Here is a 14,176-nt window from a genome sequence, read left to right on the forward strand (position 1 = left end):
CCAGGTTTCCCGATCTCGACACCGGCGTGCAGAGTGTCGAATCCCGCCTGGCGCACCCGTTCAGGTGGAGGAACCCGTGCTAGGACGTCGCAGCGTCGAGCCGGGCCTGCGTGCGCATCTCGGAGAGGATGCGCTCCAGCCGCGGCTCGGTCTCGGTGTCCACGTGCGTCATCGCGGCCCCGACGGCCGGGTGCACCGCGCTGATCGCGCGGTGCATCTCGTGCGCGACGGCGCGGTAGCTCGGGTGCCCCTCGCGCCCGGAGCGCAGCTCGATGAGCTGCATCGCCTCGCGGGCGTTGAGGTCCAGGACGTAGCGGATCCGGTATCCCAGGCACAGGGCGTAGGGCGCCGCGCGGTGCTGCCCGGCGTCGGCGAGCGCCTGCCAGGCGGCCCGCGAGGTCTCGTAGGCGCGCCGGACGTCGTCGCCGCAGCCGGCGGCGTCGACCTCCTCGGGCACGCCCGCCCCGAGGTGTGGGGTGAGCTGCTGCCACTGGACGGTCAACATCCGGTGGCGCTGCAGGTCGCGGAAGGCGCCGTAGTCCGAGACGATCTCGAAGCGGTAGCGCAGGGCCTCGAAGCCGCGGCCGGGCCGGTGGCGCCGGTTGGCGCGGGTGCCGACCAGGTCGGCGAGCATCGCCGCGCGCTCGTCCGCCGCCAGGGCGGCGAGGCGGATCCGCGCGGCCTCCTCCCCGACGCCGGTGGCCTCGAACAGCAGCGCCGCCAGCAGCGCGTCCTCGTCGCCGTCGACATGCAGCAGCCGCACCGACGAGCCGCCCTCGCCGTCCCCGGTCCCGCGCTCCAGGCCCAGGCGCGCCGCCCACCGCGCCGCCGCGGCGTCGCGCTCCTGCAGATAGGCGACCCACTCGCCGCCGCGGTCGGGGCGCTCCACGCGCGCGACGAAGGACGGCATGACGGCCTGGACGGCCTCCAGGATGCCCTGCCCGTAGGCCCGGGCCTCGGGCAGGGGATGGGCCAGCAGGTGCAGGATGAGCTGCTCGTAGCTCTGGCCCGAGGCGTAGATGCCCATGTGCGACAGCGCCGCGGCGGGCAGCACGCCGCGCAGGAGGTCCAGCGCCTTGGCCCCGAGCGCGCGCGTGCGCGCGGGGGAGGGGTCGCCGGGGAACTCGTCGTCCAGCCACGCGCGCACGCGCGGGAGCGCCCCCGCGTAGACGCCGAACACCTCGTCCATGGCGGCGGCGTAGCCGGGCCCCAGCGCGCCGTCGCGGTAGTAGCGGTAGCGCGGCTCGCCCTCCCGGCCCGCGGGCATCGGGGCGTCGTAGGGGATGTAGCGCGTGGACTGCTCGAGGTAGGAGGCCAGCCGCGGGCGCTGCAGGACCTTGGTGAGCACGTTGGAGGTCCACTCGCAGGCGACGTGCATCCCGCCGAGCTGGGCCACGGAGTCGTCGCCGTAGCCCAGGAAGATCCGGTCGTAGAGGTCGGCGGCCCGCCGACCCTCGCCGGACTCGAAGGCGGGCAGGCCGGGCAGCGACTCGGCGAACTCGTCCAGGAAGAGGCGGCGCAGGGTCCCCTGGTAGCGGGAGTAGCGGGCGAACAGCGCGCCCTTGACGGTCTCGGGCAGGTTGACGAGTGCGAAGACGGGACGGTCGAGGTTCGTCACGTGCGGGGCCAGCACGGCCCGCTCGGCGGGGGAGAAGGTCTCGACGGGGTAGTCCACGGGGGCGGCGATGCTAGCGACCGGTCCGGCGGGGCGCGATCGCGGACTCACGCCCGCTTGCGCACTTTGTCCACCGGCTGAATCACCACTTTGCCCATTGGGGCAGTCGACTTGGGGTACACTGTCGAACCTCCGAAACCTGACTGCGTTTGACCCTTTTGGGAGGCCGTCCCGCTCGTGAAGCTCAAGATCCTGATCCTCGCCCTAGCCTCCGCGGCCCTCCTGGCCGCCGGATGCGGCGGCGCCTCCGACAGCACCTCGGGCTCCTCGGGCTCGTCCTCCTCGGGCTCGGGCGGCGGCTCCTCGCTGTCGCTGGTGGCCTACTCCACGCCCGAGGTCGTCTACGACGAGATCATCCCCGACTTCCAGAAGACCCCCGAGGGCAGGGGCGTGTCGTTCAAGACCTCCTACGGCGCCTCGGGCGACCAGAGCCGCGCGGTGCTCGCCGGCCAGAAGGCCGACGTCGTCGCGCTCTCGCTCGCGCCCGACGTCGACAGGCTCGTGCCGGACAAGCTCGTCCCCGCCGACTGGGTCGAGCAGACCGAGGCGGCCGGCGGCAAGGGCGGCTTCGTCACGACCTCGCTGGTGTCCTTCGTCGTGCGCAAGGGCAACCCGAAGGGCATCAGGGGGTGGGACGACCTCCTCAAGCCCGGCGTCAAGGTCGTCACGCCCAACCCGTTCACCTCGGGCGCGGCGAAGTGGAACCTCATGGGCGCCTACCAGCACGGCGGCATCGACTACGTCCGCCGGCTGCTGACCGACCACGTGCCGGTCCAGCCCAAGTCCGGCCGCGAGGCGCTGCAGACCTTCACCGGCGGCGAGGGCGACGTCCTCATCTCCTACGAGTACGAGTACACGACGGCCGTCAAGAAGGGCGAGAAGGGCCTGCAGCTCGTGCAGCCCGCCGACACGTTCCTGATCCAGAACCCGATCGCGGCCACGACCGCGGGCGGTGCCAAGGGCCGGGCCTTCGTGACGTTCGCGCTCAGCGACGCCGCCCAGCAGCACTTCGCCGACTGGGGCTACCGCCCGGTCAACCAGGCGGTCTTCGACAAGAACAAGGCCAGGTTCCCTTACCCGCCGACGGTCAGGACGATCGACGACTACGGCGGATGGTCGAAGGTCAACGACGAGCTGTTCGACCCCGAGAAGGGCTCCGTCGCCAAGATCGAGGACGACAACGGGGTCTCGACCGCCAAGTGAGCACGCAGGCCGCCACCCCCGCCGCCCCGGCGCGCCCCCGGCGCCGTCCGTACCCCACGGCGCGCGCGGGCGGCGTCGGCGGCCGCGGCATGGGCCTGGCGATGCTGTGGCTGAGCATCATCGTGCTCCTGCCGCTGGCGGCGCTGGCGGCCAAGTCGCTCGACGGCGGCCTCTCGGCCTTCTGGGACTCCGTCTCCAGCCGCCAGGCCGTCTCGGCGCTGAGGTTCACACTGATCGTCTCGGTCATCGTCGCGGCGGTCAACGCCGTCGCCGGCCTGGCGATCGCCTGGACGCTCGTGCGCGACGAGTTCCCCGGGCGCAGGATCGTCAACGCGGTGATCGACCTGCCGTTCGCCATGCCGACGATCGTCGTCGGCATCACGCTGCTGGCGCTCTGGGGGCCGACGAGCCCCGTCGGCATCAACCTCGCGTTCACGCAGCTCTCCGTGGCGCTCGCACTGCTGTTCGTCACGCTGCCGTTCGGCGTGCGCGCGGTGCAGCCGGTGCTCATGGAGCTCGACGACGAGATGGAGCAGGCGGCCGCGTCGCTCGGCGCCGGCCCGCTGACGACGTTCCGCCGGATCATCCTCCCCAACCTGGTCCCGGCGATCCTCTCGGGCGCCGCGCTCTCGTTCGCGCGCGCCGTCGGCGAGTTCGGCTCCGTGATCCTCATCTCGGGCAATAAGCCGTTCGACACGCAGGTCTCGTCGGTCTTCATCTTCAAGCAGATCGAGAGCGACAACGCGCGCGGCGCCGCGGCGGTCGCGGTCGTCCTGCTCGGCGTCTCGCTGCTCATGCTGATCGCGTTGCGCGTCATCGAGTACTGGGGCTCGCGCCATGACCACTAGCCCGGTCGGCCGCCACGGGATTCGCGTCGTCGCGCTCGGCTACGTGGCGGTGCTGCTGCTCGTGCCGATCGGCGTCGTGCTCCACCGGACGTTCGAGCCCGGCGTCGGCGCGGTGTGGGCGTCGGTCACGACGCCGGCCGCGGTCAGCGCGTTCTGGCTGACGATCGAGATCGCGGCCGTCGCCGTCCCGCTCAACACGATCTTCGGGATCGTGGCGGCGCTCGCGCTCGTGCGCTCGCGCGTGCGCGGCAAGCGCCTCCTCGAGGCGCTCATCGACCTGCCCTTCGCGATCTCGCCGGTGGTCATCGGCCTGGCGCTGTTCCTGCTCTACGGCCGCCAGGGCTGGCTCGGGCCGATGCTCACCGACGCCGGGATCCGGATCATCTTCTCCGTCCCCGGCATGGTGCTGGCCACGATCTTCGTCTGCCTGCCGTTCGTCGTGCGCGAGGTCGCGCCCGTGCTGCGTGAGATCGGCGACGAGCAGGAGCAGGCCGCCTCGACGCTGGGCGCCTCGCGCTGGCAGACCTTCCGGCGCATCACGCTGCCGGCGGTCCGCTGGGGCGTGGCCTACGGCGTCGTGCTGTCGGTCGCGCGGGCCATCGGCGAGTTCGGCGCGGTGAGCGTCGTCTCGGGCAGGATCTCCGGCGAGACCATCACGCTGCCGCTGCTCGTGGAGAACCGCTTCTCGAATTTCGACCTCGCGGGGGCCTATGCCGCCTCCGCGCTCATGGCCGTCATCGCGCTCGTGGTCCTGCTCGCGATGACCCTCCTGCAACGCAAGGGTGATGCCCGATGATCTCCGTCTCCTCGGTCTCCAAGCGCTACGGCGGCTTCGCCGCGCTGGACGAGGTCTCCGTCGAGGTCGAGTCCGGCTCGCTGACCGCGCTGCTCGGGCCGTCGGGGTCGGGCAAGTCGACGCTGCTGCGCGTGATCGCCGGGCTCGAGGTGCCCGACGAGGGCACGGTGGTCCTCGAGGACCGCGACGTGACGCGCCTTGCCCCCCAGCGGCGCGGCATCGGCTTCGTCTTCCAGCACTACGCCGCGTTCAAGCACATGACGGTGCGTGACAACGTCGCGTTCGGGCTCAAGGTGCGCAAGCGCCCGAAGGCCGAGATCGCCGCCAAGGTCGACGAGCTGCTCGGCGTCGTCGGGCTGGCCGGCTACCAGGGCCGCCATCCGTCGCAGCTCAGCGGCGGCCAGCGCCAGCGGATGGCGCTGGCCCGTGCGCTGGCGGTCGAGCCCAAGGTGCTGCTGCTCGACGAGCCGTTCGGCGCCCTGGACGCCAACGTCCGCGCCGAGCTGCGCGCGTGGCTGCGCCGGCTGCACGACGAGGTCCACGTCACCACGGTCCTGGTCACCCATGACCAGGAGGAGGCGATGGAGCTCGCCGACCGCATCGTGGTCCTCAACGGCGGCCGGGTCGAGCAGGCCGGCGCTCCGCGCGAGCTCTACGACGTCCCGGCCAACCCGTTCGTCATGGGCTTCCTCGGCCCGGTCGCCCGCCTGGGTCAGGGCCTCGTGCGCCCGCACGACCTCATCATCACCGCCGGGCCCGGCGAGGACGGCATCGAGGCGCAGGTCGCCCGCATCGTGCACCTGGGCTTCGAGGTGCGCGTCGAGCTCGAGCTCGACGGCGAGGGCGCCGTGGCCGCCCAGCTCACGCGCCACGAGGCGGAGGAGCTCGAGCTGGCCGAGGGCGACATCGTCTACGTGCGCCCCGACGGGACCGCGCCCCTGCAGGCCGACGGCGCGCCGGAGCCCGCCGCGCCGGCGCCCGAGGCGCCGGCGCCCGAGGCGCCGGCGCCGGCCGCGGGCTGAGCTACCGGCGCGTGACCCAGGCCTCGGGGTCCTTGGCGAGCCCCTCGATGTCCCTGCCGAGGTCGCCCGAGGCCAGGTCGGCCAGCGTGACCTCCTCGACGACGCTGCGCAGCGCGGCGCGCACCGCGATCCACACGCGCTGCAGCGGCTCGGCGGTGCCGGAGTAGTCGACGTCCTCGGGCCGGCCGCCGCGCACGGAGGCCAGCGGCCCCTCGACGGCGCGGATGATGTCGGCGACGCTGATCTCCTCCGCCGGGCGCGCGAGCCAGTAGCCGCCCTCGGCGCCGCGGCGGCTGGTCACCAGCCCGGCGTGGCGCATGTCGGCGAGGATGTTCTCCAGGAACTTGAGGGGGATCGCCTGGGCCTGGGCGATCGTGTCGCCCTTCGTCGGACGCTCGTTGCCGGACACGGCGAGCTCGATGGCCGCTCGGACCGCGTAGTCGGCTTTCGCGGAGATGCGCACGCCCGCATCGTTCCAGACGCGCCGGAGGGCCGCCGCGGCGGGTCAGCCCGCCGCGCCGGGGTTGCCTGTCGACCGTTGCCGCTCGGACTCCTCGTCGGTCGCCGGTGACGGGGCCTCGGAGCCGGCGGCGCCGCCGCCGGTCGAGCCCGTGCCGCCCTCGCCCTCGTCGGGCGTCGCACCGCCGGGCTGGGCCTCGGGGTACCCGCCCTGCCCGGTGTCCTGGTCCCGCGGGTCGTCGGTGTGGTCGGCCCTGCGATCGTCGTCCATGGCGCTGGTGCTACCCCGGCGTGGCCGGGGCAGCACGCGCGCCGGCGCCGGCGGCCTCGCCGGGCAGCCGCGGCTCGCCCGCGGACAGGACGCACGCCGCGACGTCGGCCGCGCAGCCGGCCCTGGCCGCCCAGCAGCGCCAGCACGTTGGCGGCCGCGGTGAGGGCCGCGGGCGGTGGCCGGCCTAGAGCAGGCCGAGCGACCGGCCGGCGTCGGCGGCCAGGTTGAGCAACGGCGACGGGATGATCCCGAAGAACAGCACGGCGGCGCCGGCCAGGACCGCCACGGCGGTGACCTCCAGCTGCGGGCGCTCCAGGCCCTCGGCGGCCGGGTCGGCGCCCGCCAGGCGCGGCGCGCCCGCGGCGTCGGACGTCGCGAGCTCGCTGCCGGCGGCCGGGCGCATCCAGACCGCCGCGACGACCTTGAGGTAGTAGGCCAGGGAGATCATCGAACCCACGACGATGATGATGCCCAGCCACGTGTACCCGCCGTCGGAGGCGGCGTTGATCAGCGCGAACTTGCCGATGAAGCCCGCCGTCGCCGGCATGCCGGCCAGGGAGAGCATCGAGAGGGTCAGCGGCCAGGCCAGCAGCGGCCGGCTCAACCCGATCCCGGCGACGGCGGAGATGTCGTCGCCCAGGCCGGTCTCGCGCTCGCGGGCGATGATCACCGCGAAGGCGGCGACGTTCATCATGAGGTAGACGGCCAGGTAGAACACCGTGGCCTTGACGCCGGTCTGGGAGGCCACCAGGACGCCGGCCAGCAGGTAGCCCGCCTGCGCCACCGAGGACCAGGCGAGCAGGCGCTTGAGCGAGGACTGGGTGATCGCGCCGACGTTGCCGACGATGATCGTCACCGTGGCCAGCGCGGCCAGCGCCGGGCCCCAGTCGGCCTGGGCGTCGATGAGCGCGACGTCCAGGAGGCGGATCGCGGCGCCGAACGCGGCGGCCTTGGTCGCGACGGCCATGAACGTCGTGATGGGGGTCGGGGCGCCCTCGTAGACGTCGGGCGTCCACTGGTGGAACGGGGCGACGGAGGCCTTGAACCCGAGGCCGACGATGGCCAGCGCGATGCCGGTCAGCAGCAGCGCGTCGTGGGCCGTGCCGCCGGCGACGGCGTTGGCGATGCCGCGGAAGTCGGTGTCGCCCGCGGCGCCGTAGAGGAAGGCGAGGCCGTAGAGGAACGTGGCCGAGCCGACCGAGCCGATGATGAGGTACTTCAGCCCGGACTCCAGCGAGCGCTCGCGGCGCATCTCCGTCGCGCACAGGACGTAGAGCGGAACGGAGAGCAGCTCGAGCCCGAGGAAGACCGTCACGAGGTTCTGCCCGGCGGCCAGCACGACCATGCCGGCCACCGACACGAGCAGCATCGCGTAGTACTCGCCGTGGGCGGCCTCGCGCGGGGCGAGCGCGCGCCAGCTCAGCAGCACCGTGGCGATTCCGGCGACGCTCACGATCCAGGTGATCATGATCGTGAGCTCGTCCATGCGCAGGGCGCCCTGCGAGCCCTGGGCGACGAAGAGGTCCTTGGGGTGGCCCCACTGCCAGACGCCGAGGCCGATGGCGGCCCCGAACGCGGCGATCGCCAGCAGCGGCACGACCTGCTCGCGGATGACGCGGCCGCGCAGGAGGCCGGCCATGAGGACGATGAGCGCCCCGCCCAGCAGCGCGAGGACCGGCGAGGCTCCCGCCCAGTCGATGGAGGGCTTGACGACGGCGGCGAGGATGGGGGACACGTGGGTCACGGCGTGGGTGCGGCGGTCGGGGCGGCGGCCTGCTGGGGCGGCTGCGAGCCGGAGATCTCGCTCGCGGCCTGCACCGACCGCGTGATGGCGGGCTCGCCCTTGTGCAGGGCCAGCTGCGGGTACAGGGCGAAGAAGAGGATGACCGCGACGAGCGGCACGAGCACGAGCCCCTCGCGGAGGTTCAGGTCGCGCGAGGCGACCTCGGTGCCGACGCGGTTGTGCATCGCGCGGATGAAGAGCCGCAGCGCGTAGACGGCGGCCATCCCGACGCCCGTGAACGCGATGGCCGCGATGACGAGCTTGGAGTGGAAGACGCCGAGCAGGATGAGGAACTCGCCGGCGAAGTTCGACGAACCGGGCATGGCCAGGGTCGCGAGCGACACGATGAGGAACAGCCCGGCCAGCACGGGCGCGCGGAACGCGATCCCGCCCATGTCGCGGATGTCCTCGCTGCCCCCGGCGCGGTCGGCGAGGTAGGCGACGATGACGAAGGCGGGGGCGACGACCAGGCCGTGGTTGACGGCCTGGATGATCGCGCCCTGGGCGCCGTCGCCGTTCAGCGCGAAGACGCCGAGCGTGATGAAGCCGAGCTGGGCGATCGACGAGTAGCCCAGGATGAGCCGGGTGTCGGTGGTCGTGAAGGCCATCGCCGACCCGTAGAGGATCGACCCGAGCGCCAGGACGAGCATGAGGTCCTGGAAGTGGGCGCTGGCGTCGGGGAACAGCGGCGTGACGATGCGCAGGAAGCCGTAGGCGGCGACCTTGGACAGCACGGCCGAGAAGACCGCCAGCACCGGCATCGGCATGTTGCGGTAGCCGTCGGGCATCCAGCCGTGCACCGGGAAGGCGGGCATCTTGACCCAGAAGGCCGCCGCGAAGCAGAGGAAGATCCACTCCTGCGAGCCCTTGGGCAGCGGAAAGGCCGCGAGGTCGCTGAACGCGAAGCTCAGGTCGTGGCCGGACTGCTGGGAGACCAGCACGCCCGTGGCGATCGCCGCGGCGAGCATGAGCAGCGAGCCGACCAGCGTGTAGATGAACAGCTTGGTGATCGCGGCGATCCGCGTCGACTCCGGGCCCCAGATGCCGGTCAGGAACAGGAACGGCAGGAGCATGAGGTCGAAGAACAGGACGAAGAGCGCGAGGTCCTGGGCCATCAGCGCGCCGAGCACGCCGCTCTCGGCCAGCCCGAAGAAGAAGAAGAACAGGCCGGGGCGCGGGAGGTCGGCCTCGGACTTCATCGCGGCCCAGATCACGCACATCAGGAAGATGAACGCGGCCAGGGCGATGAGGAACAGGTTGAGCCCGTCGACGCCGAGCTTGTAGTGGATGCCGAGCTGGCGGATCCACATCTGGTCGGTGAGGTCCTGCAGGCCGCGCGCGGCGCGGTCGAAGTCGGCGATGGCCCAGATCGACCAGGCGAACGTCGCCAGCGCGCCGAGGACGGCCAGCGCGCGGGAGGCGACGCCGGGCAGCAGCATGCCGACGAACGCGGCGGCGGCGGGCAGCCAGAGGGGGATGGAGAGGGGGATGCTCACGGGCTCGCTAGGACTGCAGGAGGAAGTAGAGGATCACGACGCCGGCCCCGACGAGCAGCAGCGCGGCGTAGGCGCGCAGGAAGCCGGACTGCAGCGCGCGCACCGCGGCCGAGCCGGCCCGCACGACGCCGCTGGTGCCGCCGACCAGGGTCCCGTTGACGAAGACCCGCTCGAACGTCTGCTGGCCGAAGCGCCCGAACCAGCCCAACGGCTTGACGACCAGCCAGCCGATCAGCTCGTCGAAGTACCACTTGTTGACGAACAGGCGGTGCAGCGCGGGGACCCGCTCGCGCGCGGCCACGGCGATCTCGCCGTTGGTCATGCCCCAGATGCGGTAGGCGATGGCGATGCCCAGCACGCCGAGCACGGTGCCGACGATCAGCCCGATGACCAGGAGCGAGTCGCTGCCCTGGATCGTCGGGGTCAGCGTGGAGTCCTTGAACGTGGGCTCCAGGAAGGTGTCCAGCCACGTCGTGACCTTCGGGATCAGCACGACGCCGCCGACGGTGGCCAGGATCGCCAGCGTGCCCATGGCGATCTTCATCGGGCCCGACTGCTCGGCGACGTGGTGCTCGGGGCCCGGGAAGCCGACGTCGGTGTCCTCGACCTCGCCGTTGGCCGGGTTCGTCGGCTGCGGCGCGTGCCACAGGTGGCCGTGCTCGAGCTCGCGGGCCTGCTCGACCGGCTCGCCCCAGAACGCGCGGAAGATCATGCGCCACGTGTAGACGGCGGTCATGAGCGCGGCGAGGTAGCCGGCGACGTAGAGGACCCAGTGCCAGCCGCCGCGCTCGCCCATGACGAGCAGGATCTCGTCCTTGGAGAAGAACCCCGAGAAGGGCGGCACGCCCGACAGCGCCAGGCCGCCGATGACGAAGCAGGCGAACGTGAACGGCATCGCCTTGCGGAAGCCGCGCATGCGGTCGAGGCTCTGGTCGCCGCCCATCGCGCTGATCAGCGAGCCCGCCGCCATGAAGAGCAGCGCCTTGAAGAACGCGTGCGTCATGAGGTGGAACAGGCCGGCCACGTAGGCGCCGCCGCTGACGGCCATGATCATGTAGCCGATCTGCGACATCGTCGAGTAGGCGATCACCCGCTTGAGGTCGGTGACGACGAGGCCGATCGTGGCCGCGACCACCAGGGTGACGGCGCCGATGATCGTCCCGACGTCGGCCGCGGCGACCGACTGCTCGAAGAGCGGGTGCATGCGGGCGATGAGGTAGACGCCCGCGGTGACCATGGTCGCGGCGTGGATGAGGGCCGAGACCGGGGTCGGGCCCTCCATCGCGTCCGGGAGCCATGTGTGGAACGGGATCTGCGCGGACTTCGCGAACGCGCCGACCAGGAGCAGGATCAGCCCCGCGGTGAGGTCGCCGTGCGCCGTGGCGCCGATCTCCTTGGCCTGGGCGAAGGTGCCCAGGAAGTCCAGCGTGCCGGAGTGCTTGAGGATGAAGAACGTCCCCAGCGTCAGGCCGATGTCGCCGACGACGTTGATGACGAAGGCCTTGATGCCGGCCGAGGTCGCCGTCGTGCGCCGGTACCAGAAGGAGATGAGCAGATAGGAGGCGGCCCCGACGAACGCCCAGCCCACGATGAGCAGGAAGAAGTTCGCCGCCAGGACCAGCAGCAGCATCGAGAAGACGAAGAAGTTCAGGTAGGCGAAGAAGCGCGTGTAGCCGCGGTCGCCGCTCATGTAGCCGAACGAGTAGACGTGGATCAGCGTCGACACGCCGGTGACCACGAGCATCATGAGGACGCTCAGCGGGTCGACCAGGATCGACAGCTTCGCGTCGATCGTCCCGACGACGGCGTAGTCGTACAGCGAGGAGACGAGCTGGCGGTGCTCCTCGCCGTTGCCCTGCAGCTGGACGAAGGCGATGACGGCGAAGACGAACGCAGCGGCCAGCGCGGCGGTGCCGACGACGCCGGGCAGCCTGCCCTTGAGGGTCCGGAAGCCCAGCGCGTTGACGATGGTGCCCGCCAGGGGGCAGGCCAGCGCGAGCCAGGCGGCGGTGGTGGGACTCATCTAGCCGTGCAGCTCCCGCATCTCGTCGACGTCGATCGGCAGGCGGCGGCGGAAGATCGCCACCACCAGGCCCAGGCCGATGCAGACCTCGCACGCGGCGACGACCATGACGATGATCGCGAAGATCTGGCCGTCCCCGTTGCCCCACATGCGCGAGAACGCGATGAGGGCCAGGTTCGCGGCGTTGAGCATCAGCTCGAGGCAGAGCAGGATGACCAGCGGGCTGCGGCGCGTGAGCACGCCGGCGGCGCCGGTGCAGAAGACGAGGGCGGAGACCGCCAGGTACCAGCCGATGTTCACCGACCGCGCTCCTGGGACTCGTCGCCGGCGCCCACGGCGATCGGGAGGCTGCCCATGCCCGGCGTCGGGTTGACGTCGCCGACGCCCTCGCGGGTGGTGCCGGTGCCCAGCGGGCGCTTGACCGGGATCGTGCGCATGAGCTCGTCGTGATCGGGGTCCAGGCCGCCGCGGCGGCGGGCCAGCACGACGGCGCCGACGGCCGCGATGAGCAGCAGGAAGGACGCGGTCTCGAATGGGAACAGGAAGCGCGTGAGCAGCAGCTCGCCGATCTGGTTCGGCGTTCCGAAGCCGGGCTGGTAGGCCGCGCCCTTGGTATCGATGGCCTTCAGGCCGCTGCCGATGATCGCGATGAGCAGCTCGGCGAACAGCAGCGCGGCGAACACGATCGACGCGGCGCGCAGGCCGGGGCCGCCCGCGGGCCGGACGGGATCGGCGGCGCCGCCGACGTAGGCGACCACGAAGACGTAGAGCACCATGACGGCGCCGGCGTAGACGACGACCTGGGCGGCCGCCACGAACTCCGCGCGCAGCAGCAGGAACAGCGCGGCGAGGCAGAGCAGGTGCGAGACCAGCGCAAGGACCGCATAGAACGGGTTGCGCACGGTCGCGACGCCGATCGCGCCCGCGACGGCCCCGATTCCGGCGATGAAGAACAGGACAGCAGACATGGTTGTTCGGACCCTCCGACCCGGCGGCGGAGGCTACTCGCCCTCTCGACGCAACGGCGTGCGCTCGAACGGCTCGGCGAGCAGCATCTCCTTGGTGAAGATGAGGTCGGAGCGGTTGTAGTCGCTCATCTCGAAGTCGTTGCCCATCGTGATCGCGTCGAACGGGCACGCGACCTCGCAGTAGCCGCAGAAGATGCAGCGGCTCAGGTTGATCTCGTAGACCGCGGCGTAGCGCTCGCCGGCCGACACCCGGTTCTCGGGCGTGTTCTCGGCGGCGACCACGCGGATGCAGTCCGAGGGGCAGGCCGCGGCGCACAGCGAGCAGCCGACGCACTTCTCCAGACCCGTGTCGTCGAAGCGGTGCAGCCGGTGGCGCCCGCGGAAGCGCGGGTAGACCGGGATCTTCTCCTCCGGGTAGGAGACCACGCTGACCGGGGCGACCGACTGGCGCAGCGTCGTCTTCAGGCCGCGCAGCGTCTCGCCGAACGCGCGGTAGAAGCCGCCGACGCCGCCGGGGTCGGGGCCCTTGACGTGGTGCAGCTCCTCCGCGGAGGGGGGCCAGGCCATCAGTCGGTCACCACCAGGACGATTGCGGTCACGAGGGCGTTGAGGGTCGCGAGCGGGAGGAGGACCTTCCAGCCCAGCGACATGAGCTGGTCGTAGCGCAGGCGCGGCAGCGTGGCGCGGGCCCACACGAAGACGAACACGAAGAAGATCGTCTTGCCCAGGACGACGATCGGGTCGACCCAGCCGGGCGGGTGGATGCCGAAGGGCAGCCACCAGCCGCCGAGGAACAGCGTGGTCATCATCGCCGAGGCGACGACCATGTTCAGGTACTCGGCGAAGTAGTAGGTGGCGAACCGGCCACCGCCGTACTCGGTGTTGTAGCCGCCGATGATCTCGCCGTCGGCCTCGGTCAGGTCGAACGGCGGGCGGTTGGTCTCGGCGAACGACGCGACCATGAAGATGATGAACCCGACGAACTGCGGGACGATGTACCACATCCCGGCCTGGCCCTTGACGATGTCGACGAGCGACAGCGACTGGGCGGTCATGACGACGCCGACGAGCGCGAGGCCCTGGGAGACCTCGTAGGAGATGAGCTGCGCCGCGGCGCGCATGGAGCCCAGGAACGAGTACTTCGAGCCCGACGACCAGCCGCCGAGCATGATCCCGTAGAAGGCCACGCTGCCGAAGGCGAAGAGGTAGAGCGGGCCGACCGAGGCGTCGACGCCGTAGAGGCCCACCTTCGTGCCGAAGATGTCCTGCACGTCGCCGAACGGGACGATCGCCAGGGCCGCGACGGCGGTGGCGATGGAGATCAGCGGGGCGGCCACGAAGAGCCAGCCGATCGACGTGCGCGGGCGGAACTGCTGCTTGGTCAGCAGCTTCACGATGTCGGCGATCGGCGTGAGGATGCCGAACGGCCCGACCCGGTTGGGGCCGTAGCGGTTCTGCATGCGGCCCATGACCTTGCGGTCCATCATGAGCGCCACGGGGATGATCTGCAGGCCGACGGCGAAGATCACCACGGCCTTGATGATCTGCATCCACCACGGCTCGTAGTAGTTGATGTCGGCGAGGATCGGGTTCATCGGCGGCTCCCGGCGCGAGACGGCGCCGGTCGGTCAG

Annotated in this window: 14 protein-coding genes; 4 read left to right on the forward strand and 10 right to left on the reverse strand. The window is 71.6% G+C overall.

Features of this window, described 5'->3' with window-relative positions; translation table 11 throughout:
* Nucleotides 1–79: 79 nt before the first annotated feature.
* Nucleotides 80–1,675: an FAD-dependent thymidylate synthase gene (locus FSW04_RS06090; protein WP_146917382.1), complete on the reverse strand. Its 1,596-nt coding sequence runs from the start codon at nucleotides 1,673–1,675 to the stop codon at nucleotides 80–82.
* 177 nt (nucleotides 1,676–1,852) lie between these two features.
* Between FSW04_RS06090 and FSW04_RS06095 the strand changes: the two genes are divergently transcribed.
* From FSW04_RS06095 to FSW04_RS06110, 4 genes are read left to right on the forward strand one after another with little or no spacing between them, the layout of a single operon-like run.
* Nucleotides 1,853–2,878: an extracellular solute-binding protein gene (locus FSW04_RS06095; RefSeq protein WP_146917384.1), complete on the forward strand. Its 1,026-nt coding sequence runs from the start codon at nucleotides 1,853–1,855 to the stop codon at nucleotides 2,876–2,878.
* Nucleotides 2,875–3,726, forward strand: coding sequence for a sulfate ABC transporter permease subunit CysT (gene cysT / locus FSW04_RS06100; protein ID WP_228430937.1), 852 nt, complete (start codon nucleotides 2,875–2,877; stop codon nucleotides 3,724–3,726). Before FSW04_RS06095 ends, cysT begins: the two co-directional genes overlap by 4 nt.
* A complete protein-coding gene (gene cysW / locus FSW04_RS06105) occupies nucleotides 3,716–4,522 on the forward strand; it encodes a sulfate ABC transporter permease subunit CysW (RefSeq protein WP_146917389.1) in 807 nt (268 codons plus the stop codon). Before cysT ends, cysW begins: the two co-directional genes overlap by 11 nt.
* Nucleotides 4,519–5,544 carry a sulfate/molybdate ABC transporter ATP-binding protein gene (locus tag FSW04_RS06110; protein WP_146917392.1) on the forward strand — a complete coding sequence of 342 codons (1,026 nt, stop codon included), beginning with the start codon at nucleotides 4,519–4,521 and terminating at the stop codon, nucleotides 5,542–5,544. Before cysW ends, FSW04_RS06110 begins: the two co-directional genes overlap by 4 nt.
* Nucleotide 5,545: 1 nt before the next feature.
* Here FSW04_RS06110 and FSW04_RS06115 read toward each other — a convergent pair whose 3' ends face one another.
* From FSW04_RS06115 to nuoH, 9 genes are all read right to left on the reverse strand, one after another.
* Nucleotides 5,546–6,007 carry an RrF2 family transcriptional regulator gene (locus FSW04_RS06115; protein WP_146917394.1) on the reverse strand — a complete coding sequence of 154 codons (462 nt, stop codon included), beginning with the start codon at nucleotides 6,005–6,007 and terminating at the stop codon, nucleotides 5,546–5,548.
* A 42-nt stretch (nucleotides 6,008–6,049) separates the two neighbouring features.
* A complete protein-coding gene (locus tag FSW04_RS06120; RefSeq protein ID WP_146917396.1) occupies nucleotides 6,050–6,274 on the reverse strand; it encodes a hypothetical protein in 225 nt (74 codons plus the stop codon).
* A gap of 184 nt (nucleotides 6,275–6,458) precedes the next feature.
* Nucleotides 6,459–8,009 carry an NADH-quinone oxidoreductase subunit N gene (locus tag FSW04_RS06125; RefSeq protein ID WP_146917399.1) on the reverse strand — a complete coding sequence of 517 codons (1,551 nt, stop codon included), beginning with the start codon at nucleotides 8,007–8,009 and terminating at the stop codon, nucleotides 6,459–6,461.
* A 5-nt stretch (nucleotides 8,010–8,014) separates the two neighbouring features.
* Nucleotides 8,015–9,553: a complex I subunit 4 family protein gene (locus FSW04_RS06130; protein WP_228430939.1), complete on the reverse strand. Its 1,539-nt coding sequence runs from the start codon at nucleotides 9,551–9,553 to the stop codon at nucleotides 8,015–8,017.
* Nucleotides 9,554–9,560: 7 nt separating this feature from the next.
* Nucleotides 9,561–11,576, reverse strand: a complete 2,016-nt coding sequence (nuoL, locus tag FSW04_RS06135) for an NADH-quinone oxidoreductase subunit L (protein ID WP_146917401.1) — start codon at nucleotides 11,574–11,576, stop codon at nucleotides 9,561–9,563.
* The gene (gene nuoK / locus FSW04_RS06140) at nucleotides 11,577–11,876 is read right to left on the reverse strand and encodes an NADH-quinone oxidoreductase subunit NuoK (protein WP_146917403.1); all 300 of its coding nucleotides are present in this window, start codon (nucleotides 11,874–11,876) and stop codon (nucleotides 11,577–11,579) included.
* Entirely contained in the window at nucleotides 11,873–12,544 is a 672-nt protein-coding gene (locus tag FSW04_RS06145) for an NADH-quinone oxidoreductase subunit J family protein (protein WP_146917405.1), read from the reverse strand. The genes nuoK and FSW04_RS06145 overlap by 4 nt, the downstream gene beginning before the upstream one ends.
* Before the next feature lie 33 nt (nucleotides 12,545–12,577).
* On the reverse strand, nucleotides 12,578–13,111 hold the full coding sequence (gene nuoI, locus FSW04_RS06150) for an NADH-quinone oxidoreductase subunit NuoI (protein WP_146917407.1): 534 nt from the start codon (nucleotides 13,109–13,111) through the stop codon (nucleotides 12,578–12,580).
* A complete protein-coding gene (gene nuoH / locus FSW04_RS06155) occupies nucleotides 13,111–14,139 on the reverse strand; it encodes an NADH-quinone oxidoreductase subunit NuoH (protein WP_146917409.1) in 1,029 nt (342 codons plus the stop codon). The genes nuoI and nuoH overlap by 1 nt, the downstream gene beginning before the upstream one ends.
* Between the last annotated feature and the right edge of the window lie 37 nt (nucleotides 14,140–14,176).

It is taken from the genome of Baekduia soli, from assembly GCF_007970665.1.
Classification (GTDB): domain Bacteria; phylum Actinomycetota; class Thermoleophilia; order Solirubrobacterales; family Solirubrobacteraceae; genus Baekduia; species Baekduia soli.

What these genes read in the sequence shown, in the direction of transcription:
- FSW04_RS06120 (WP_146917396.1), bottom strand. Translation starts at nt 6,274, where the DNA reads ATGGACGACGATCGCAGGGCCGACCACACCGACGACCCGCGGGACCAG.
- FSW04_RS06145 (WP_146917405.1), bottom strand. Translation starts at nt 12,544, where the DNA reads ATGTCTGCTGTCCTGTTCTTCATCGCCGGAATCGGGGCCGTCGCGGGC.
- nuoH (WP_146917409.1), bottom strand. Translation starts at nt 14,139, where the DNA reads ATGAACCCGATCCTCGCCGACATCAACTACTACGAGCCGTGGTGGATG.
- cysW (WP_146917389.1), top strand. Translation starts at nt 3,716, where the DNA reads ATGACCACTAGCCCGGTCGGCCGCCACGGGATTCGCGTCGTCGCGCTC.
- nuoL (WP_146917401.1), bottom strand. Translation starts at nt 11,576, where the DNA reads ATGAGTCCCACCACCGCCGCCTGGCTCGCGCTGGCCTGCCCCCTGGCG.
- nuoI (WP_146917407.1), bottom strand. Translation starts at nt 13,111, where the DNA reads ATGGCCTGGCCCCCCTCCGCGGAGGAGCTGCACCACGTCAAGGGCCCC.
- FSW04_RS06110 (WP_146917392.1), top strand. Translation starts at nt 4,519, where the DNA reads ATGATCTCCGTCTCCTCGGTCTCCAAGCGCTACGGCGGCTTCGCCGCG.